The sequence below is a fragment of the Streptomyces sp. SJL17-4 genome (assembly GCF_036826855.1).
In the GTDB taxonomy this organism is placed as follows: Bacteria; Actinomycetota; Actinomycetes; order Streptomycetales; family Streptomycetaceae; genus Streptomyces.
The window spans coordinates 3,652,053-3,670,141 of record NZ_CP104578.1 but is presented as its reverse complement, the minus strand read 5'-3'; the positions used below and the strand labels follow the sequence as shown (position 1 = coordinate 3,670,141).

Annotated in this window: 20 protein-coding genes and 3 tRNA genes; 16 read left to right on the top strand and 7 right to left on the bottom strand. The window is 72.1% G+C overall.

Annotated features, from left to right (window positions below; all coding sequences use genetic code 11):
• The first annotated feature begins 14 nt into the window (after positions 1-14).
• The 6 genes from N5875_RS16215 to N5875_RS16190 all read left to right on the top strand — a co-directional run bounded on the left by N5875_RS16215 (position 15) and on the right by N5875_RS16190 (position 6,069).
• Positions 15-1,568, top strand: a complete 1,554-nt coding sequence (locus N5875_RS16215; protein ID WP_318209216.1) for an NADH-quinone oxidoreductase subunit M — start codon at positions 15-17, stop codon at positions 1,566-1,568.
• A complete protein-coding gene (locus N5875_RS16210; RefSeq protein ID WP_338494446.1) occupies positions 1,565-3,088 on the top strand; it encodes an NADH-quinone oxidoreductase subunit N in 1,524 nt (507 codons plus the stop codon). The genes N5875_RS16215 and N5875_RS16210 overlap by 4 nt, the downstream gene beginning before the upstream one ends.
• 37 nt (positions 3,089-3,125) lie before the next feature.
• Positions 3,126-3,581: a large conductance mechanosensitive channel protein MscL gene (gene mscL, locus N5875_RS16205; protein WP_318208648.1), complete on the top strand. Its 456-nt coding sequence runs from the start codon at positions 3,126-3,128 to the stop codon at positions 3,579-3,581.
• A 211-nt stretch (positions 3,582-3,792) separates the two neighbouring features.
• Positions 3,793-4,656, top strand: coding sequence for a zinc metalloprotease HtpX (htpX, locus tag N5875_RS16200; protein ID WP_318208649.1), 864 nt, complete (start codon positions 3,793-3,795; stop codon positions 4,654-4,656).
• Complete coding sequence (locus N5875_RS16195) at positions 4,653-5,051, top strand: YccF domain-containing protein (RefSeq protein WP_318208650.1); 399 nt, start codon at positions 4,653-4,655, stop codon at positions 5,049-5,051. The genes htpX and N5875_RS16195 overlap by 4 nt, the downstream gene beginning before the upstream one ends.
• 82 nt (positions 5,052-5,133) lie before the next feature.
• Positions 5,134-6,069, top strand: coding sequence for a hypothetical protein (locus tag N5875_RS16190; RefSeq protein WP_338494444.1), 936 nt, complete (start codon positions 5,134-5,136; stop codon positions 6,067-6,069).
• Here N5875_RS16190 and N5875_RS16185 read toward each other — a convergent pair.
• The 4 genes from N5875_RS16185 to N5875_RS16170 all read right to left on the bottom strand — a co-directional run bounded on the left by N5875_RS16185 (position 6,035) and on the right by N5875_RS16170 (position 8,988).
• A complete protein-coding gene (locus N5875_RS16185) occupies positions 6,035-7,273 on the bottom strand; it encodes an APC family permease (protein WP_318208652.1) in 1,239 nt (412 codons plus the stop codon). The two genes, N5875_RS16190 and N5875_RS16185, sit on opposite strands and share 35 nt — an antisense overlap.
• Positions 7,274-7,283: 10 nt before the next feature.
• Positions 7,284-7,919: an alpha-ketoglutarate-dependent dioxygenase AlkB gene (locus tag N5875_RS16180; protein WP_318208653.1), complete on the bottom strand. Its 636-nt coding sequence runs from the start codon at positions 7,917-7,919 to the stop codon at positions 7,284-7,286.
• On the bottom strand, positions 7,916-8,422 hold the full coding sequence (locus tag N5875_RS16175) for a methylated-DNA--[protein]-cysteine S-methyltransferase (protein WP_318208654.1): 507 nt from the start codon (positions 8,420-8,422) through the stop codon (positions 7,916-7,918). Before N5875_RS16175 ends, N5875_RS16180 begins: the two co-directional genes overlap by 4 nt.
• Positions 8,423-8,496: 74 nt before the next feature.
• Positions 8,497-8,988, bottom strand: coding sequence for a YajQ family cyclic di-GMP-binding protein (locus tag N5875_RS16170; RefSeq protein WP_015035522.1), 492 nt, complete (start codon positions 8,986-8,988; stop codon positions 8,497-8,499).
• A gap of 170 nt (positions 8,989-9,158) precedes the next feature.
• On the opposite strand from N5875_RS16170, the gene N5875_RS16165 reads away from it, so the two are divergent.
• A tRNA-Tyr gene (locus N5875_RS16165) sits at positions 9,159-9,240 on the top strand.
• A gap of 82 nt (positions 9,241-9,322) precedes the next feature.
• Here N5875_RS16165 and N5875_RS16160 read toward each other — a convergent pair.
• Both N5875_RS16160 and N5875_RS16155 read right to left on the bottom strand, forming a co-directional pair.
• Positions 9,323-9,979, bottom strand: coding sequence for an NAD(P)H-binding protein (locus tag N5875_RS16160; protein ID WP_318208655.1), 657 nt, complete (start codon positions 9,977-9,979; stop codon positions 9,323-9,325).
• A gap of 2 nt (positions 9,980-9,981) precedes the next feature.
• On the bottom strand, positions 9,982-11,271 hold the full coding sequence (locus N5875_RS16155; protein WP_338494441.1) for an amidohydrolase family protein: 1,290 nt from the start codon (positions 11,269-11,271) through the stop codon (positions 9,982-9,984).
• A 206-nt stretch (positions 11,272-11,477) separates the two neighbouring features.
• Here N5875_RS16155 and N5875_RS16150 point away from each other — a divergent pair.
• From N5875_RS16150 to N5875_RS16110, 9 genes are all read left to right on the top strand, one after another.
• A tRNA-Thr gene (locus tag N5875_RS16150) sits at positions 11,478-11,550 on the top strand.
• A gap of 45 nt (positions 11,551-11,595) precedes the next feature.
• Positions 11,596-11,668 (top strand) — tRNA-Met (locus tag N5875_RS16145).
• A gap of 86 nt (positions 11,669-11,754) precedes the next feature.
• A complete protein-coding gene (gene rpmG / locus N5875_RS16140) occupies positions 11,755-11,919 on the top strand; it encodes a 50S ribosomal protein L33 (RefSeq protein ID WP_003956487.1) in 165 nt (54 codons plus the stop codon).
• An 82-nt stretch (positions 11,920-12,001) separates the two neighbouring features.
• Positions 12,002-12,454, top strand: coding sequence for a MaoC family dehydratase N-terminal domain-containing protein (locus tag N5875_RS16135; protein WP_318208657.1), 453 nt, complete (start codon positions 12,002-12,004; stop codon positions 12,452-12,454).
• 2 nt (positions 12,455-12,456) lie between these two features.
• Positions 12,457-12,885: a MaoC family dehydratase gene (locus tag N5875_RS16130; protein ID WP_318208658.1), complete on the top strand. Its 429-nt coding sequence runs from the start codon at positions 12,457-12,459 to the stop codon at positions 12,883-12,885.
• A 98-nt stretch (positions 12,886-12,983) separates the two neighbouring features.
• Positions 12,984-13,553, top strand: coding sequence for a TetR/AcrR family transcriptional regulator (locus N5875_RS16125; protein WP_318208659.1), 570 nt, complete (start codon positions 12,984-12,986; stop codon positions 13,551-13,553).
• Between the two features lie 111 nt (positions 13,554-13,664).
• Entirely contained in the window at positions 13,665-15,113 is a 1,449-nt protein-coding gene (locus N5875_RS16120) for an MFS transporter (RefSeq protein ID WP_318208660.1), read from the top strand.
• On the top strand, positions 15,110-16,243 hold the full coding sequence (locus N5875_RS16115) for a UDP-N-acetylmuramate dehydrogenase (RefSeq protein WP_318208661.1): 1,134 nt from the start codon (positions 15,110-15,112) through the stop codon (positions 16,241-16,243). Before N5875_RS16120 ends, N5875_RS16115 begins: the two co-directional genes overlap by 4 nt.
• A 41-nt stretch (positions 16,244-16,284) precedes the next feature.
• Positions 16,285-16,998 (top strand): hypothetical protein, encoded by a 714-nt coding sequence (locus tag N5875_RS16110; protein ID WP_338494437.1) that lies wholly within the window; start codon positions 16,285-16,287, stop codon positions 16,996-16,998.
• On the opposite strand, the gene N5875_RS16105 is transcribed toward N5875_RS16110, so the two are convergent.
• The gene (locus tag N5875_RS16105) at positions 16,943-17,974 is read right to left on the bottom strand and encodes an adenosine deaminase (protein WP_338494436.1); all 1,032 of its coding nucleotides are present in this window, start codon (positions 17,972-17,974) and stop codon (positions 16,943-16,945) included. The two genes, N5875_RS16110 and N5875_RS16105, sit on opposite strands and share 56 nt — an antisense overlap.
• Positions 17,975-18,089: the final 115 nt, after the last annotated feature.

Here is an 18,089-nt window from a genome sequence, read left to right as displayed (position 1 = left end):
TCAGCGAATCCGTGATGCAGTTCCTTCTGGCGTTGATCGTCGCCGGACCGCTCCTCGGCGCGGCCGCCGCCCTTCTCCCCGCCCCGCCGGGGCTGAAGGGGAAGTCCCCGGACCAGGCCGTGCTCCGCCACGGAGTCACCGTCACCGGTGTGATCCTGCTGGCCGCGATCGTCCTCGCGCTCGGCTTCGACCACGACCAGCCGTCGAGGATGCAGGCCACGACGGACATCAGCTGGATCCACGCACTCGACGTGCGGATCCACCTCGGTGTCGACGGCATTTCCCTCCCCCTTCTGGTCCTGACCGCGCTCCTGAGCTTCCTCTGCGCGCTGTACTCCTACTTCAAAATGCCTTCCGGCCCTTCCCCCAAGGGCTTCGTCGCGCTGCTCCTCGTCCTGGAGTCCGGCACCCTCGCCACCTTCGCCGTCCTCGACCTGGTCCTGTTCTTCCTGGCCTTCGAGATGGTCCTCATCCCGATGTACTTCCTCATCGCCCGCTGGGGCGGCGAGGGCAAGCAGGCCGCGGCCTGGAAGTTCATCCTCTACACGCTGCTCGGCTCCGTCGTGATGCTGCTCGGCCTGCTCCTCATCGGTGTGAAGGCGGGCACATTCGACATGGTGGCACTGGCCACTGACAACGGCCGTGGACTGACCACATCCGTGCAGGTCATCGCCGTTCTCGCGATCGGCATCGGGCTCGCGGTGAAGACCCCGATGTGGCCGCTCCACAGTTGGCTCCCGGACGCCCACACCGCCGCCCCGACGGTCGGCTCGGTCCTCCTCGCCGGCGTCCTGCTCAAGATGGGTACGTACGGGTTCGTCCGGATCGTCCTGCCGATCGCCCCCGACGGCATGCGGATCTTCGCCCCCTACCTCGCCGCCTTCGCCGTCGCCGGGATCATCTACGGATCGCTCGCCTGCCTCGCCCTCGCGCGGCCCGGCAACAAGGGCGACCTCAAGCGCCTCATCGCGTACTCCTCCGTCGGCCACATGGGCTTCGTGCTCCTCGGCATCGCCACCATGACCCCCACCGGGGTCAACGGCGCACTCTTCGCCAACGTCGCCCACGGACTCGTCACCGGCCTGCTCTTCTTCCTGGTCGGCGCGGTCAAGGACCGGTACGGCACCGCCGACCTCGACACCCTCGCCGGAGCCACCGGCGCCGCCCTCTACGGCCGCGCCCCGCGCCTCGGCGCCCTCCTCGCCTTCGCCGCCGTCGCCTCCCTCGGCCTGCCCGGTCTGGCCGGCTTCTGGGGCGAGATGCTCGCCCTGTTCGGGGCCTTCGAGCCCGCCGAGGGCCTCAGCCGCCCCGCCTTCCTCACCTTCATGGCGATCGGCGCCTTCGGCACCCTCCTCACCGCCGCGTACCTCCTGCTCGTCGTCCGCCGCGTCTGCATGGGCGGCCCCCGCCCCGCCGGGGAGACGCCGATCGCCGACGTCCAGGGGTACGAGTTCGCCGCCTGGACCCCGCTCGTCGCCCTCACCGTCCTCGCCGGACTCTGGCCCGCGGTCCTCCTCGGCCTCACCGACCCGGCCGTCCAGAAACTCCTCGCCGGAGGCATCCGATGACCCCAGTGACGGCGCTCGCCGGCGAGTCGCTCGTCCAGTCCGTCGACTGGCTCGCGATCGCGCCCCCCACCCTCACGGCCGTGGTCGCCCTCGTCGTGCTCGTCGCCGACCTGTTCGTCCCCGAGGAGCGCAAGCGGCTCCTCGGCTGGACGGCGATCGCCGGCCTCGTCGCCGCCCTCGCCCTCCTCGTCCCGCTGCGGGCCGGCGACCGCTCCACCTTCTGCCTCACCGCGGACACCCAGGTCCGCGCGTGCAGCTACACGGCCGACCAGTTCACCCTCGTCATCCAGCTGCTCGTCCTCGGCGGTGCGCTCCTGACGGCGCTGCTCTCGATCACCGAGACCCGCGAGAAGCTCCCGGCCGGCGAGTTCTGGTTCCTGCTGCTGTCCTCGGCCGCCGGGGCCGCCCTGCTGCCCGCCTCCCGCGACCTGGCGACCCTGGTCGTCGCCCTCGAGGTGGCCTCGCTGCCCGCCTTCGCGCTCGTCGGCCTCAAGCGCGGCGACCGCATGTCCGGCGAGGCCGCGCTCAAGTTCTTCCTGTCCTCCGTGACCGCGACCGCCGTCACCCTGCTCGGCGTCAGCTTCGTGTACGCGGCGACCGGCACCCTCCACCTCACGGAGCTCGCCCAGCGCCTCGACGACGTGCCCGGCCAGCTCCAGACGCTCGCCGAGGCGGGCGTGGCCCTCACCCTCGTCGGCTTCGCCTTCAAGACGGCCGCCGTCCCCTTCCACTTCTGGGTGCCCGACACCTACGTCGGCGCCCCCCTGCCCGTCGCCGCCTACCTGTCGGTCGTCGGCAAGGCCGTCGGTTTCACCGGGCTGATCCTGGTGACGGTCGTCGCCTTCCCCTCGTACGCCGATGTGTGGGGACCGGCGCTCGCCGCCCTCGCCGCGCTCACCATGACCGTCGGCAACGTCGCCGCCCTCCGGCAGCTGTCCGCGCGCGCGTGGAGCGCGGTCCGGCTGCTCGCCTGGTCCTCCGTCGCCCAGGCCGGCTACCTGCTCGTGCCGATCGCGGCCGCCGCGTACTCCAGCGACGACCAGATCGGCGCCACCGTCGCGTACGCCCTGATGTACGCCGTCGTGAACCTCGGCGCGTTCGCGGTCGTCGCGCTGGTGGCCCGCCGCCATCCCGAGAACCGGATCGCGGACTACCGGGGGCTGTACGCGGTGAGCCCCGCCGCCGCCCTCGCGCTCGCCTTCTTCCTCCTGAATCTGGCCGGTTTGCCCCCGGGTATCATCGGCCTCTTCGCCAAGGTGACCGTCTTCTCGGCGGCCGTCGACGCGGGGCTCGGCTGGCTGGCCGTGATCATGGGCGTCAACGTCGTGATCGGGCTGTACTACTACCTCCGCTGGACGGCCCTGCTGTTCCGCACGCCGGACGGTGCGCCGGTGCAGAGGGCGCCCCACACGGTCCCCGCGCCGATCACCCTGGCGATCGTGCTGACCGCCGCAGCCGGAGTCGTCCTGTCGGGCTACCCGCAGATCGCGCTCCGCTTCGCGGCGAACAGCCTGTTCTGACCCCCCCACAAACGAGAGCCAGGGAGCGAGCACCACCGTGCTGAACGGATTCAAGGACTTCATACTTCGCGGGAACGTCATCTCGATGGCCATCGGTCTGGCCGTCGGAACGGCGTTCACGGCCGTCGTCACGGGCTTCAGCAAGGCCTTCATCACCCCGCTCATCGGTCTCGCGACCGGATCCGTCGGCAACTTCGACGACGCGCAGTTCCACGTCGGCAAGACCGTCTTCCCCTATGGCCTCGCCATCTCCGCCGCCATCGCCTTCGTCATCACCGCCGCGGTCCTCTACTTCCTCATCGTCGCCCCGCTGGCGAAGGTCCAGGAAAGGTTCGCCAAGGAGGAGGCCGCCGACCCGAAGTCCGAGAAGCGCGACTGCCCCCGCTGCTTCACCGAGATCCCGGCCATCGCCTCCCGCTGCGCCCACTGCACCAGCGAGGTCGAGCCGATCGCCACGACCCTGGAGAAGCTCGGCGTCCCGGCGCCCCGCTGACCGCCTCCGGCTGATCCTCCCCCCCTGATCACCCGAACGGCCCACACCCGGCCACCGGCGCCCCCGGTGCGGCCGGGGGAACCCGAACCCCCCGCCTGGCGTTGACCAGTACGGAAGGGTCCACTGGAGGTGGGGTCCTTCCGGACGAAGTCCGGGGGAGGACGACCACGAAGCAAAGGGTTCCCCTGCCGCACCACTTGGAGGGCGTACCGTGCACCGCCGGCACAACGGGCTGAGGACCGCCGTACTTCTCGGAGGGCTCTCCGCCCTCATCATCGTCATCGGCAGCTTCTTCGGACGTACGGGGCTGATCGTCGCGCTGTTGGTGGCGCTCGGCACCAACGCGTACGCGTACTGGAACAGCGACAAGCTGGCGCTGCGTGCCATGCGCGCCCGTCCGGTCAGCGAGTTCGAGGCTCCCGCGCTCTACAAGATGGTGCGGGAGCTCTCCACACAGGCGCGTCAGCCCATGCCCCGGCTCTACATCTCGCCGACCCAGGCGCCCAACGCCTTCGCGACCGGCCGCAACCCGCGGAACGCCGCGGTGTGCTGCACCGAGGGCATCCTCGCGATCCTCGACGAGCGCGAGCTGCGCGGAGTCATCGGCCACGAGCTGAGCCACGTCTACAACCGGGACATCCTCATCTCCTCGGTCGCCGGAGCACTCGCCTCCGTGATCATGTTCCTGGTGAACTTCGCCTGGCTGATCCCGGTCGGCCGCTCCAACGACGACGACGGGCCGGGCATCCTCGGCTACCTCCTGATCCTCATCCTCGGCCCGGTGGCCGCCTCGATCATCCAGCTGGCCATCTCCCGCTCCCGCGAGTACGAGGCCGACGCCTCCGGAGCCCAGCTCACCGGCGACCCGCTGGCCCTGGCCAGCGCCCTGCGGAAGCTGGACGCGGGCACCAAGCAGCTGCCCCTGCCCGCCGAGCCCCGGATCGAGACCGCGAGCCACATGATGATCGCGAACCCGTTCGGGCCCGGAAAGGGCGTGTCCAAGATGTTCTCCACCCACCCGCCGATGGCCGAGCGGATCGCTCGCCTCGAACAGATGGCAGGTCGACGCCCGTGAAGACGATCCTCAACGTCATTTGGCTGGTGCTCTGCGGATTCTGGATGTTCCTCGGCTACATGCTGGCGGGCGTCCTGCTCTGCATCACGATCATCGGCATCCCCTTCGGACTCGCCGCGTTCCGCATCGGGATCTACGCCCTGTGGCCCTTCGGGCACACGGTCGTGGACCGCCGCGACGCGGGCGCGCCCTCCTGCGTGGGCAACGTCCTGTGGCTGATCCTCGCCGGCTGGTGGCTCGCCCTCGGCCACATCACCACCGGCATCGCCCTCTGCATCACGATCATCGGCATCCCGCTCGGCATCGCGAACTTCAAGCTGATCCCGGTGTCGCTGCTGCCCCTCGGCAAGGAGATCGTCCCCACGGACCAGGCGTACGGATACGCGGGCAGCTGAGTGCAGAACCCCCGATACGCGCTCCTCTCCGGCTCGTACGCCGTCGCCCTCTGCAAGGACGTCGACGGCGTACGGGGAGCCCGTGCCGGCGCCGCCCGTGCGCTACGAGCTCCGCGGCTGCGAGCCGCGCGGGGAGCTGGCCCGGGCCGTCACCGAGGCGCTCGTGGAGGGCTCGGCGCCGCTCGGCGTACTGGACGTGGAGGTTCCCGACGGCCTGTGGCGCCTCGAAGGGGTCCGCGTCCTCGGCGCGCGCGGGGACGCCGTGACCGTCGAGACGACGGGCGGCCCCCGTCGCCGGCCCCACGGCACCCGCCCGGCCCGCTGCGCCAACCTGATACGGATCTCGCCCGAGCCGCCGACGGAGGTCACCCACACCGAGGTCACCTTCCTCGGCTGCTCGCCGCGCGGGGCGCTTCGCGACGCGCTCGCCGCGGGGGCGGAGGAGTTCGACGCGGTCGACTACCGGGTGCTGGCCTGGGTCGGTGATCTGCACCACGGGGGCGAGGCGGGCCGCGTCACCGGCTGGGACACCTCCGCCGACCACCGCGGCCTGGTCGACCTGACCGTGGCCTTCCCCCGCGCGCGGCTCGTGCCGCCGCAGACCCGCGAGGTGTGGGACCTGTTCTTCGGCGGCAGACCGGCCGAGCCCGGCACCTGGCGGCGGTTCACCGGTGCGGCGCGCGGCGAGTGGCTGAGGCAGGCCGCCCGCCGCCCGCACGGCGCCCCGGAGATCGTCCCGGGAGCCACGTACGACCTCGACGGGACGGACGTCGTCGACGAGGTCTCCTTCCTGTGCGCCCTGGGGGAGGCCGTGTACGGCCCGGCCTGCGGGCCGGGGCCCGATGCCGGGGCCGGGGTGTTCGGAGAGGACTGGGCGGGCATCACGCTCGTCTGGCACCGGGCCGACGTGGCCCGTGTCTGCCTGGGGGTCCAGCCCTGGCGCGGACACCGTCCCGCGACGTTCCAGGAGCTGGCCGACGGCCTCAGGAAGGCGGGGGTACGGCTCGTCCTCGGCTGATCGCCCACGTCACCACGCCCGCGGCGACCACCCCGGACCCCGCGAGGACCGCGCCGAGCGGCAGCGCGAAGGCGAGCGCCGCGCACCCGGCGAGCCCGAGCGCGGCGAGCGGCCGGTGCGCGGGCCCCAGGGTCCAGGCGGAGGCGTTCGCGATGCCGTAGTAGACGAGTACCCCGAAGGACGAGAAGCCGATCGCGCCCCGCACGTCCGCCGTCGCCGCGACCACGGCCACCACCGCGCCCACCGCGAGCTCGGCCCGGTGCGGCACCTGGAAGCGGGGGTGGACGGCCGCGAGCGCGGTCGGCAGATAGGCGTCCCGGGCCATCGCCAGGGTCGTACGGGACACCCCGAGGATCAGTGACAGCAGCGAGCCGAGCGCGGCGACGGCCGCCCCCACGGCGACCACCGGCACCAGCCAGGAGGCGCCCGCGGCCCGGGCGGCGTCCGTCAGCGGGGCGGGGGAGTCGGCGAGGGCCCCGGGGCCGAGGACGGTGAGCACGCTCACCGCGACGAGCGTGTAGACGACGAGCGCGATGCCGAGCGCGATCGGTACGGCCCGGGGGATCGTGCGGGCCGGGTCGCGGACCTCCTCGCCGAGCGTGGCGATGCGCGCGTACCCCGCGAATGCGAAGAAGAGCAAACCCGCGGCCTGGAGAACCCCGCCGACGGTGAGCTCCCCGCCGGGCGCGAGCGGTGACGCGTCGCCGCCCCCGAAGGACGCCACGACGACAGCGGCGAGCACCGCGAGGACGAGCGCCACGACCACCCGGGTGAGCAGCGCGGACTTCTGAACTCCCCGGTAGTTGACGGCTGTCAGGGCCACCACGGCGGCCACCGCCACCGCGTGCGCCTGCCCCGGCCACACGTACGCGCCGACGGTCAGCGCCATCGCCGCGCAGGAGGCCGTCTTGCCGACCACGAACGCCCAGCCGGCGAGGTACCCCCAGAACGATCCGAGGCATTCGCGACCGTACACATAGGTGCCGCCCGAACTGGGGTACCGGGCGGCGAGCCGTGCCGAGGCCATGGCATTGCAGTACGCGACGACGGCGGCGATCCCCAGCGCGAGGAGCAGCCCGCCCCCGGACCCGGCCGCCCCGGCGGCGGGCCCGAGCGCGACGAAGATCCCGGCCCCGATCATGGCGCCGAGCCCGATCACGACCGCGTCGAAGACACCGAGGGACCGGCGCAGCTCAGCACTCATGCCGCGCAGCCTAGGGGGTGCCCGCGAGCCCGGTCTCCCGCAAGGTGATGTTGAGTCGCCCGGCAAGCCCGAGCGAGGGTTCGGCCGTCCCCGGCCAGACCTTCGGCACCCCGTGATGGACCCAGCGCGAAGCCCCGCCGAAGACGAACAGATCGCCGGAGGCCAGCTCGACGTCCTGGTACGGCCGCCCCCGGCTCTCCTCGTTGCCGAAGCGGAACACGCACCGGTCCCCGAGGCTCAGCGACACCACCGGCGCGCTCGAACGCTCCTCGCGGTCCTGGTGCATCCCCATCCGCGCCCCCGGCGCGTAGAAGTTCACCAGCGCGGTGTCGGGAGCGAACCCGCCGTCGTCCCCGTACGCCTCGACGAGCGCCTCCCGGCCCAGGCCGACGAGCCACTCGGGCAGCGGAACCCCGACGGAGTCGAGATAGCGATACGGCACCCACTGCCGGCCCAGACACAGCGACCGCACCGACATGACCCCGCCACCGGGCAGCACGGTCTGCCGGTACGGCACCGGACCGCGCCCCCACTCCCGGCAGACGTCCACCAACTCCCGCTGCCGCGCGAGCGGGAGCCACGCGGGCACGTGCACCGCGCCGGGCGCGATCGTGGCGCGCTCGCGGGGAAACAGTCCCTCGGTCACACGGGGGCCCCTTCGAGCCCGAGGAGCCGCTCCTTGCGGTCGAGCCCGGCGGCGTAGCCGCGAAGGCTCCCGTCGGCGCCGATCACCCGGTGGCAGGGCCGCACCACGAGCAGCGGATTGCGCCCGATCGCGGTCCCCACGGCCCGTACACCGGCGCCCGAGGAGCCGACCCGCCGGGCGATCTCCCCGTACGAGACGGTCGTGCCGTACGGGATCTCCTCCAGGGCCCGCCAGACGCGCCGCTGGAATTCGGTCCCGGCGTCGCCGTCGAGCGGCAGGTCGAACCGGTCGCGCCGCCCGGCGAAGTACTCACCGAGCTGCCCGGCGACCTCGGCGAAGGCCGCGGGTGCCAGGGTCCACCCGTCCCCGACCTCGACGGCGCCCTTCTGCCCCGGCAGGGACAGCGAGCGCAGCACGGCACGGCCCCCTTCGGCGAGCCGCCCGACCAGCAGCATCTCGCCCAGGGGGCCGTCGACGTACGCGTACACGGTGGTGTCGTTCATGACTCCAGTGTGCGATCCCCGCCGAGCCTCGGGCTGGCGGTATTCGGACACGGGCCTCACGACCCGCTACGAGGTCAGCGGTAGTTCACGAACTGGATCGCGAAGTCGAAGTCCTTGCCCTTGAGCAGCGCCTGCACGGCCTGCAGGTCGTCCCGGCTCTTCGAGCTGACCCGCAGCTCGTCACCCTGGACCTGCGCCTTGACGCCCTTGGGGCCCTCGTCGCGGATGGCCTTCGCGACCTTCTTGGCGTTCTCCTGGGAGATGCCCTCGGTGACCGACGCGAAGAGCTTGTACTCCTTGCCGGACAGCTGCGGCTCACCCTCGACGTCCAGCGACTTCAGCGAGATCCCCCGCTTGATCAGCTTGGTCTGGAAGATGTCGAGGATCGCCATGACGCGCTCCTCGCCGTTGGCCTGCATGAGGATCTTCTCGCCCGACCACGAGATCGAGGCGTTGGTTCCCTTGAAGTCGTAGCGCTGCGAGATCTCCTTCACGGCCTGGTTGAGGGCGTTGTCGACCTCCTGCCGCTCGACCTTGGACACGATGTCGAAACTGGAGTCGGCCATGACTAGTGGCTCCTTGCTCGGATGTTTGGGGTACAGCCCAAAGCCTAGGGGGTGAGTCACGGCCCGAACCGCTGATCAATCCGGTGGCGAACCACCCCCGGGGATCAGGTATTGTTTACGTCGTTGCCACGGAACACCGCCGAAAAGCGGCTCCACGGCAGCGATCTCATGGCGATGTGCCCGAGTGGCCAATGGGAGCGGACTGTAAATCCGTCGGCTTAGCCTACCCAGGTTCGAATCCTGGCGTCGCCACGCGAAACGGAAGGTCCCCGGTGCTTGCACCGGGGGCCTTCCTTCGTTTCCGGGAGTGATGCCGGGAGTGATGCCGGAGCGGTCAGTTTCCGGCCACGTCCTTCACCGCGACCGACAGCGGGGTCGAGCCCGAGGTCAGTTCCAGGGTCAGGCCGGCCGTCGCCGGGGTGTCCAGGAGCTCGGCGATCGTCGCCGCCACGTCGTCGCGGGGGACCGGGCCGCGGCCCGTGCGGGCCTCCAGGCGGACCAGGCCGGTGCCCGCGTCGTCCGTGAGGCTGCCGGGGCGCAGGACCGTCCAGTCCAGGGCCGTACGGGAGCGGACGTCGTCGTCGGCCGCCCCCTTGGCGCGCAGGTAGGCGTCGAAGACCCCGTCACCCGCGTGCGTGGCGTCGGCGCCCATCGACGAGACGACGATGTACCGGCGTACGCCCGCGCGTTCGGCCGCGTCGGCGAAGAGAACCGCCGCCGCGCGGTCCACCGAGTCCTTGCGGTCCACGCCGCTGCCCGGGCCCGCACCGGCCGCGAAGACGGCCGCGTCGGCGCCCTGGAGCACGGCGGCGACCATCTCGACCGACGCCGTCTCCAGGTCCAGGACGACGGGCTCGGCCCCCGCGTCCCGCAGGTCTCCGCCCTGTTCCGGTCTGCGGATGATTCCCGCGACCTCGTGCCCGCCCGCCGAGAGCAGCCTCTCCAGGCGCCGGGCGATCTGTCCGTGTCCTCCAGCGATGACGATGCGCATACTCACGACCGTACGACGGGACCGGCCGGAGGGCTTCCCGGCTCGGGCGGCCGCTCCGGCCGCTCCGGGCGCGCCTGGCGCGGCAGGTCGAGCGCCGCCGCCGAGTCGCAGTACTCGCGCACCGCGCTCGTCCGGGCCACCACCCGCCCCCGGTGCACCACGATCCGGCTGTACGCGAGGGACAGCACGCCCGACAGGCGCTCGCCGCGCACCGCGAGCAGATCCGCCGGGAAACCGGCCTCGACCCGGACCTCCGGCAGCCCCATCACCGCCCGCGCCTCCGCGCTCACCACCGCGTACGCCTCCTCGGCCGGCAGCCCGCCGAGCGAGGCGAGGAGGTACGCCGCCTCCAGCGGATCGCCGCGTCCGACCGGGTTGGCCACGTCCCGCATCGCCCCGCTGCCCGCCGCGACCCGCACCCCGGCCGCCCGCAGCAGCCGTACCGGCGCCGCGCCGCGCGGCTCCGTACCCCCGCAGCCGCCCTGCGGCAGGCAGACCACGGTCACCCCGGCCGCCGCGAGCCCGTCCGCCGCCCGCCGCGCCACGTCGGAGGGGAGCCGGCCGAGGCCCGCGCACGGGCCGATCGTGACCCCGGGCCGCAGCCCGCCGGCCATCGCCGCGAGCCGGGCGAGCCGGGCGGGGTCGTCCCCGTCCGTGTGCAGGTCGACCGGTACGCCGTGCTCGGCCGCGACCTCCAGGACCGCCTCCACGTACCCCGCCGGGTCAGGGTCGACGTCCGGGCAGCCGCCCACCACCCCGGCGCCCATCTTCACCGCGTCCCGCAGCATCGCGAGCCCGTCCGCGCCCGCCACCCCGGTGAGCAGCCGGGGCACCGCGACCGTGGTCAGGTCCACGAGTCCGCGCAGGGAGCGCCGGGCCTGGAGGACGGCTTCGAGCGGGCCGAGTCCGTGCACGTCGCCGATCCGTACGTGCGCGCGGAGCGCGGTCGCGCCGTGGCCGAGCTGGAGCAGCGCGGCCTCGGTGGCCCGGCGCTGCACCTCCTCGGGGGCGTACGAGACGGGCCCGGGGGAGTCGGCGGAGAGCGCGGTGTCGGAGTGGGCGTGGGGTTCGGCGGCGGCGGGCAGCAGCAGATAGCCGGCGAGGTCCACGCGGGCGCCCACGGCGGTGAGGCTGCCGGCCGTGCCGACCGCCTCGATCCGGCCGCCGACGAGCCGTACGTCCACGGTCCGCCCGTCGGTGAGCCGTGCGTGGGAGAGCAGGAGCGAGGTCGAGTCGGCCGTGGTGGCGGCCCCGTCCTCGGGCGGCTGGGGCTGCTTGCTGTCGGCTGACATCGGTCTCCTCAAGGCTCCTCAGGATCAAGATCACGAAGGGTGGGGCAGAGCCTAGGGGCGCTCGGAGCGAGCTTCGAGGAGGAGCGCAATAGTCGTACCGATGAGGCCACGAGTGGCGTACGTGACGCCTGGTGAGGGCCGTCGGGAGGGCGCTGCGAAACGGATTTGGGTGATGGGCCGGAGACCGTGTAATGTCTTCCTCGCTCGCCCCAATAGCTCAGTCGGTAGAGCGTCTCCATGGTAAGGAGAAGGTCTACGGTTCGATTCCGTATTGGGGCTCTGGTGAGAAGGACCCCCGCCTTCGGGCGGGATCCGGATCATCAAAGCGGTGTAGCTCAGTCGGTAGAGCAAGCGGCTCATAATCGCTGTGTCACCGGTTCAAGTCCGGTCACCGCTACACACGGTAGCCGATTGTGGGGTCGGTCCTTCGATCGGCTACTCTTTTATGCGTTCATCCGTCCCATCCGTCCAAGGAGCACTCACGTGGCTGCCACCGACGTCCGCCCGAAGATCACGCTGGCCTGCGTGGAGTGCAAGGAGCGGAACTACATCACCAAGAAGAACCGGCGTAACAACCCGGACCGTCTTGAGATGAAGAAGCACTGCCCCCGCTGCAACTCGCACACTGCACACCGCGAGACGCGCTAATCAGGCTCGTACACGAGGCCGTCCCCACTCGGGGGCGGCCTCGTGTCGTTTGTCGGCAACAAATCCAGGAGGTATCGAGTCCATGGCGCTCGACCAGTCCTTCGTGGGCCGGACCTATCCGCCCACCCCTGCCTACGAGGTCGGCCGCGAGAAGATCCGCGAGTTCGCCGAGGCGATCGGGGACGCGAATCCCGCGTACGTCGACCAGGAAGCGGCCAAGGAGCTCGGGCATCCCGATGTGATCGCTCCGCCGACTTTTGTGTTCGCCATCACGTTCAAGGCGGCCGGCGCGGTCATCGAGGACCCCCAGCTGGGTCTCGACTACAGCCGGGTCGTCCACGGCGACCAGAAGTTCGTCTACACCCGGCCCGTGCGCGCCGGGGACCGACTCTCGGTCACCTCCACCATCGAGGCGATCAAGTCCCTCGCCGGCAACGACATCCTGGACATCCGCGGCGAGGTCCACGACGAGTCCGGCGAGCACGTCGTGACCGCCTGGACGAAGCTCGTCTCCCGCGCACCCGAGGGGGCCTGACCATGACCGCGAAGATCGCCTACGACGAGGTCGAGGTCGGCACCGAGCTGCCCGCGCAGACCTTCCCTGTGAGTCGCGCCACGCTCGTCCGGTACGCCGGCGCCTCCGGGGACTTCAACCCCATCCACTGGAACGAGAAGTTCGCGGTGGAGGTCGGCCTCCCCGACGTCATCGCCCACGGCATGTTCACCATGGCCGAGGCGATCCGCGTCGTCACCGACTGGGCCGGCGACCCCGCGGCCGTCGTCGAGTACGGCGTCCGCTTCACCAAGCCCGTCGTCGTCCCCAACGACGAGGCCGGTGCGCTGATCGAGGTCAGCGCCAAGGTCGCCGCCAAGCTGGACGACCAGCAGGTGCGGGTCGACCTCACCGCGATGTGCGCGGGCCAGAAGGTTCTGGGCATGTCCCGGGCCGTGGTCCGGCTCGCGTAGTCGCACCGATCGATCGCCGATCAGGGGCGGGCGGCCGCGGAGAGCGGCCGCCGTTCCTTCCCCTTGCCAAGTTAGTGATTGAGTACTAACTTGGTCTCATGGTCAGGATGAGTGCGGAGGAGCGGCGCGAGAGCGTCATTCGCGCGGCGATGAGCGAGTTCAGCCGCGGCGGCTACTACGGCACGTCCACCGAGGCGATCGCCAAGCGCGTGGGTGTCTCGCAGCCGTACCTCTTCCGGCTCTTCCCGGGCAAGAAGGCCATCTTCCTGGCCGCCTCCGAGCGCTGCATCCGCGACACGATCCGTGTCTTCGAGGAGGCCTCGGAGGGGCTGTCCGGCGAGGAGGCCCTCCGCTCCATGGCCAACGCGTACACGCGGATCATCGCCGAGGACCCCGACCGGCTCCTCATGCAGATGCAGGTGTACGTGACCGTCGCCGCCGCCGAGGCGGCCGGCGACCACGAGTTCGGCGAGGCCGTTCGGGCCGGCTGGATGCGGCTCTGGGAGACCGTCCACCTCGCGCTCGGCGCCGATGTCGACGAGACCACGACCTTCCTGGCGTACGGGATGCTCATCAACACCCTCGTCGCCATGGGCTTTCCGCCCGAGCATCGGGTCTGGGAGGGGTTCTACCCCGCCGCCCGCAGCCTCGGCCGTCTGGAGAAGTAGCGCCGCCGCCCGCCCTCGTATGTCCCGGCTCCTTCGCCGGCTCTGTCACCGGCTCTTTCATGGGCGCGAAAGTTAGTCAGCAATAACTAACCTGAGATCTGAGGGGCAGTCATGCAACAGCCAGCAGCAGCCCGCCGCGGTTCCGCAGCCTGGGCACTCGTCATCACCAGCGTCGCCGGCTTCATGGCGGCCCTCGACAACCTCGTCGTCACCACCGCCCTCCCCTCGATCCGCGAGGACCTCGGAGGAGCGCTGCACGACCTCGAATGGACGGTGAGCGCCTACACCCTCACGTTCGCCGTCCTGCTCATGTTCGGCGCGGCCCTCGGCGACCGCTTCGGCCGCCGCCGGCTCTTCATGGTCGGACTCACCGTCTTCACCGGCGCCTCCGCCGCGGCCGCCCTCGCCCCCGGCATCGACGCCCTGATCGCCGCCCGCGCCGTCCAGGGCGTCGGCGCCGCGATCATGATGCCGCTCACACTCACCCTGCTCACCGCCGCCGTCCCGGCCGCCAAGCGCGGCACGGCCTTCGGCATCTGGGGCGCCGTCCAGGGACTCGCCGTCGCCTCCGGCCCGCTCATCGGCGGCACCCTCACCGAGCACCTCTCCTGGCAGTGGATCTTCTGGCTGAACGTCCCGCTCGGCCTCGCCCTGCTCCCGCTCGCCCGGCTGCGCCTGGCCGAGTCGCACGGCACCGGCGCCCGCCTCGACATCGCCGGCACACTCCTCGCCAGCGGCGGCCTGTTCGGCATCGTGTACGGGCTGATCCGCGGCCCGATCGACGGCTGGACCTCCCTGACCGTCCTCACCGGACTGATCGCCGGCACGGCGCTCATCGGCGGATTCATCCACCACGGCATCCGCGCCAAGGCCCCGATGCTGCCCATGCGGCTCTTCCGCAACCGCGCCTTCTCCGGGATCAACGCCGCCAGCCTGCTGATGTTCCTCGGCATGTTCGGCTCGATCTTCCTGCTCAGCCAGTACATGCAGGGCGTACTCGGCTACTCGCCCACCGAGGCCGGACTGCGGATGCTGCCCTGGACCGGCATGCCGATGATCGTCGCGCCGCTCGCGGGCGCCCTCTCCGACCGGATCGGCGGCCGCCCGGTCGTCGCCGCGGGCCTCGCCCTCCAGGCGATCGGCCTCGCCTGGTTCGCGCTCGTCCTGACCCCCGACGCCTCGTACGCCGCCCAGCTCCCCGCCCTCGTCGTGAGCGGCGTCGGCATGGCGCTGTACTTCGCACCGGCGGCCAACCTCGTGATGTCCAGCGTCCGCCCCTCCGAGCAGGGCATCGCGTCCGGCGCCAACAACGCGCTGCGCGAGGTCGGCGGCGCGCTCGGCGTCGCCGTGATGGCCTCGATCTTCGCCGCCCAGGGCGGCTACCAGACCGGCCAGAGCTTCGTCGACGGGCTGCTGCCCGCGCTGTGGGTCGGCGCGGCGGCGGTGGCGCTCGGCGCGGTGGCGGTGCTGTTCGCGCCGTCGCGGCGCCAGGAGGCCCGACGGAAGGCGGAGGGGGCGGCCGAGGCGGAGGCCGGGGAGAAGGACCTGATCGCCGCGTGACCGGATCCCGGGCCGTCCCGGCCGGAAGACGAAACGTCTTCCGGCCGGGACGGCCCCGTACTCTTGAGCCCGTGCAGCCTCTTCTCGACGCCCCCCTCGCGCCCCTGACCACCTTCCGGCTCGGCGGTCCCGCGGCCCGGCTCGTCACCGCCACCACGGACGACGAGGTGGTCGCGGCCGTTCGCGAGGCCGACGCCACGGGGACGCCGCTGCTGATCATCGGCGGCGGATCCAACCTCGTCATCGGCGACAAGGGCTTCGACGGCACCGCTCTGCGGATCGCCACCCAGGGCTTCGCGCTCGACGGGACGAGGCTGGAGCTCGCCGCCGGCGAGGTCTGGACGGACGCCGTCGCCCGCACCGTCGAGGCCGGACTCGCCGGGATCGAGTGCCTGGCAGGCATCCCGGGCTCGGCCGGCGCGACCCCGATCCAGAACGTCGGCGCCTACGGGCAGGACGTCTCCGCCACCGTCACCGAGGTCCTCGCCTACGACCGGCGCGCCGAGGAGACCGTCACCCTCACCAACGCCGAGTGCGCCTTCTCGTACCGCCACAGCCTCTTCAAGGAGCACCCCGAGCGGTACGTGGTGCTCCGGGTCCGGTTCGAGCTGGAGGACGCGGACGGTCTGTCCGCCCCGATCAAGTACCCCGAGACCGCCCGCGCCCTCGGCGTCGAGGCGGGCGACCGGGTACCGCTCGCGCAGGCCCGCGAGACCGTCCTGCGGCTGCGGGCCGGCAAGGGCATGGTCCTGGACCCGGCGGACCACGACACCTGGTCGGCCGGCTCCTTCTTCACCAACCCGATCCTCACGGCGGGGGAGTACGAGACCTTCCTCACGCGCGTGGCCGGGCGCCTCGGCGCGGACGTCACCCCGCCGGCCTTCCCCGCGGGCGGGGACGGCGCGGTGAAGACCTCCGCCGCCTGGCTGATCGACAGGGCCGGATTCACCAAGGGATACGGCTCCGGACCGGCGCGGATCTCGACCAAGCACACGCTCGCCCTGACCAACCGGGGCGAGGCGACCACCGAGGACCTGCTCGCGCTGGCCCGAGAGGTCGTCGCCGGGGTCCACGAGGCGTTCGGGATCACCCTGGTCAACGAGCCCGTGACGGTCGGCGTCAGCCTCTAAAACGTTTGTGCGGGACCCGCGCGGGGCCGCAGGCTGTCGGGATGCGTCTCAAGGCCCGGGAGTACCGGATCCGCGCGGGGGAGCGCGAGCACCGCGTCGTCCGGCCGTGGCCCCCGCTGCGGCACACCACGGTCAACTCGCCCGTCCACGACCGCTGGGGCTATCTCGTCGGCGACCACGACGGCCTCGCCCGGCTCGCCGCGCTCTTCTCCTTCGCCGCGTTCTCCCGGCACACCCTCGTCCACGTCCCCCTGCGCGACAGCCTGCCGCGCGCCTACGCGCCGGGCACCCCCGTCGACCTCGTCCTCGCCCACCGGGACACCGGCGGCCTGCGCCCCTCCGCCTGGCCCGCGCTGCGCGGCCGGCTCCGCGACGGGCGGCCGCTGACCCTCCGTACCGACGAGCGGCGCACCGCCGACCGCGCCGCCGCCTGGGAGGCGGCCCCCGAGCGGATCGCCGGACGGCTCCGGCCCGCCGTGCACGCCCGCACGCTCTTCCTCTTCGGCGACCGGGACGTGCTCTGCGCCGCCGCCGGGGAGCTCGCCGTCGCGGCCGGACACGGGCCGCTGCACGAGCGGGCTCCACACGGCCACGACGTCCTGCTCGCCTCGCTGACCCCGTTCCTGGAACAACCCGCGTCCGGGTGGGACCGCACCGAGGTGGACATCGGCTTCCAGGCCCGGCCCCCGCTGCACCGCTTCACCCCACCGGGACGGCCAGCCAGTCGTCGATCCCGGCCAGCAGCTTCTCCCTGATGTCCTCCGGCGCCGCCGAGCCCCGTACCGACTGCCGGGCCAGCTCCGCCAGTTCCGGGTCCGTGAAGCCGTGGTGCCTGCGGGCGATCTCGTACTGCGCCGCCAGACGGGAGCCGAAGAGCAGGGGGTCGTCCGCGCCGAGTGCCATCGGCACCCCCGCCTCGAAGAGCGTCCGCAGCGGTACGTCCTCGTGCTTCTCGTACACCCCGAGGGCCACATTGGACGCCGGGCAGACCTCGCAGGTCACCCCCCGCTCCGCGAGCTTGCGCAGCAGCCGCGGGTCCTCCGCCGACCGGACCCCGTGGCCGACCCGGGACGCCCGCAGATCGTCCAGACAGTCCCGTACGGACGCCGGACCCGTCAGCTCGCCGCCGTGCGGGGCCGCGAGCAGGCCGCCCTCGCGCGCGATGGCGAAGGCCCGGTCGAAGTCGCGCGCCAGGCCGCGCCGCTCGTCGTTGGAGAGCCCGAAGCCGACCACGCCCCGGTCCGCGAACCGCACCGCGAGCCGGGCGAGCGTCCGCGCCTCCAGCGGATGCTTCATCCGGTTCGCCGCGACGAGCACCCGCATCCCGAGCCCGGTCTCCCGCGAGGCCGCGTCGACCGCGTCGAGGATGATCTCCAGGGCGGGGATGAGTCCGCCCAGGTGCGGGGCGTACGAGGTGGGGTCGACCTGGATCTCCAGCCAGCCCGAGCCGTCCCGGACGTCCTCCTGGGCCGCCTCGCGGACGAGCCGCTGGATGTCCTCGGGGGAGCGCAGACAGGACCGGGCGATGTCGTACAGCCGCTGGAAGCGGAACCAGCCGCGCTCGTCGGTCGCCCGCAGCTTCGGCGGCGTCCCGCTGCTCAGCGCCTCGGGGAGGTGCACCCCGTACTTGTCGGCCAGCTCGATGAGGGTGGTGGGCCGCATCGATCCGGTGAAGTGCAGGTGCAGATGGGCCTTGGGCAGCTGGGTGAGATCGCGGTGAACGTGCTCCATTGGCCGATCCTGCCGCACCCGAACGGACGAAGGCACCCCGTTTCCCCGATCGGGACCTTGCTAGAACGCAAAAACGGGCCCCCGGCTCCGAAGAACCGGGGGCCCGATGACCTGG

Bases quoted from the DNA above. Each gene is read 5' to 3' on its own strand.
- N5875_RS16120 (WP_318208660.1), top strand. From the start codon at position 13,665: ATGCAACAGCCAGCAGCAGCCCGCCGCGGTTCCGCAGCCTGGGCACTC.
- N5875_RS16130 (WP_318208658.1), top strand. From the start codon at position 12,457: ATGACCGCGAAGATCGCCTACGACGAGGTCGAGGTCGGCACCGAGCTG.
- N5875_RS16125 (WP_318208659.1), top strand. From the start codon at position 12,984: ATGGTCAGGATGAGTGCGGAGGAGCGGCGCGAGAGCGTCATTCGCGCG.
- N5875_RS16210 (WP_338494446.1), top strand. From the start codon at position 1,565: ATGACCCCAGTGACGGCGCTCGCCGGCGAGTCGCTCGTCCAGTCCGTC.
- N5875_RS16135 (WP_318208657.1), top strand. From the start codon at position 12,002: ATGGCGCTCGACCAGTCCTTCGTGGGCCGGACCTATCCGCCCACCCCT.
- N5875_RS16215 (WP_318209216.1), top strand. From the start codon at position 15: ATGCAGTTCCTTCTGGCGTTGATCGTCGCCGGACCGCTCCTCGGCGCG.
- N5875_RS16170 (WP_015035522.1), bottom strand. From the start codon at position 8,988: ATGGCCGACTCCAGTTTCGACATCGTGTCCAAGGTCGAGCGGCAGGAG.
- N5875_RS16105 (WP_338494436.1), bottom strand. From the start codon at position 17,974: ATGGAGCACGTTCACCGCGATCTCACCCAGCTGCCCAAGGCCCATCTG.
- N5875_RS16155 (WP_338494441.1), bottom strand. From the start codon at position 11,271: ATGTCAGCCGACAGCAAGCAGCCCCAGCCGCCCGAGGACGGGGCCGCC.
- N5875_RS16160 (WP_318208655.1), bottom strand. From the start codon at position 9,979: ATGCGCATCGTCATCGCTGGAGGACACGGACAGATCGCCCGGCGCCTG.
- N5875_RS16110 (WP_338494437.1), top strand. From the start codon at position 16,285: ATGCGTCTCAAGGCCCGGGAGTACCGGATCCGCGCGGGGGAGCGCGAG.
- N5875_RS16175 (WP_318208654.1), bottom strand. From the start codon at position 8,422: ATGAACGACACCACCGTGTACGCGTACGTCGACGGCCCCCTGGGCGAG.
- N5875_RS16185 (WP_318208652.1), bottom strand. From the start codon at position 7,273: ATGAGTGCTGAGCTGCGCCGGTCCCTCGGTGTCTTCGACGCGGTCGTG.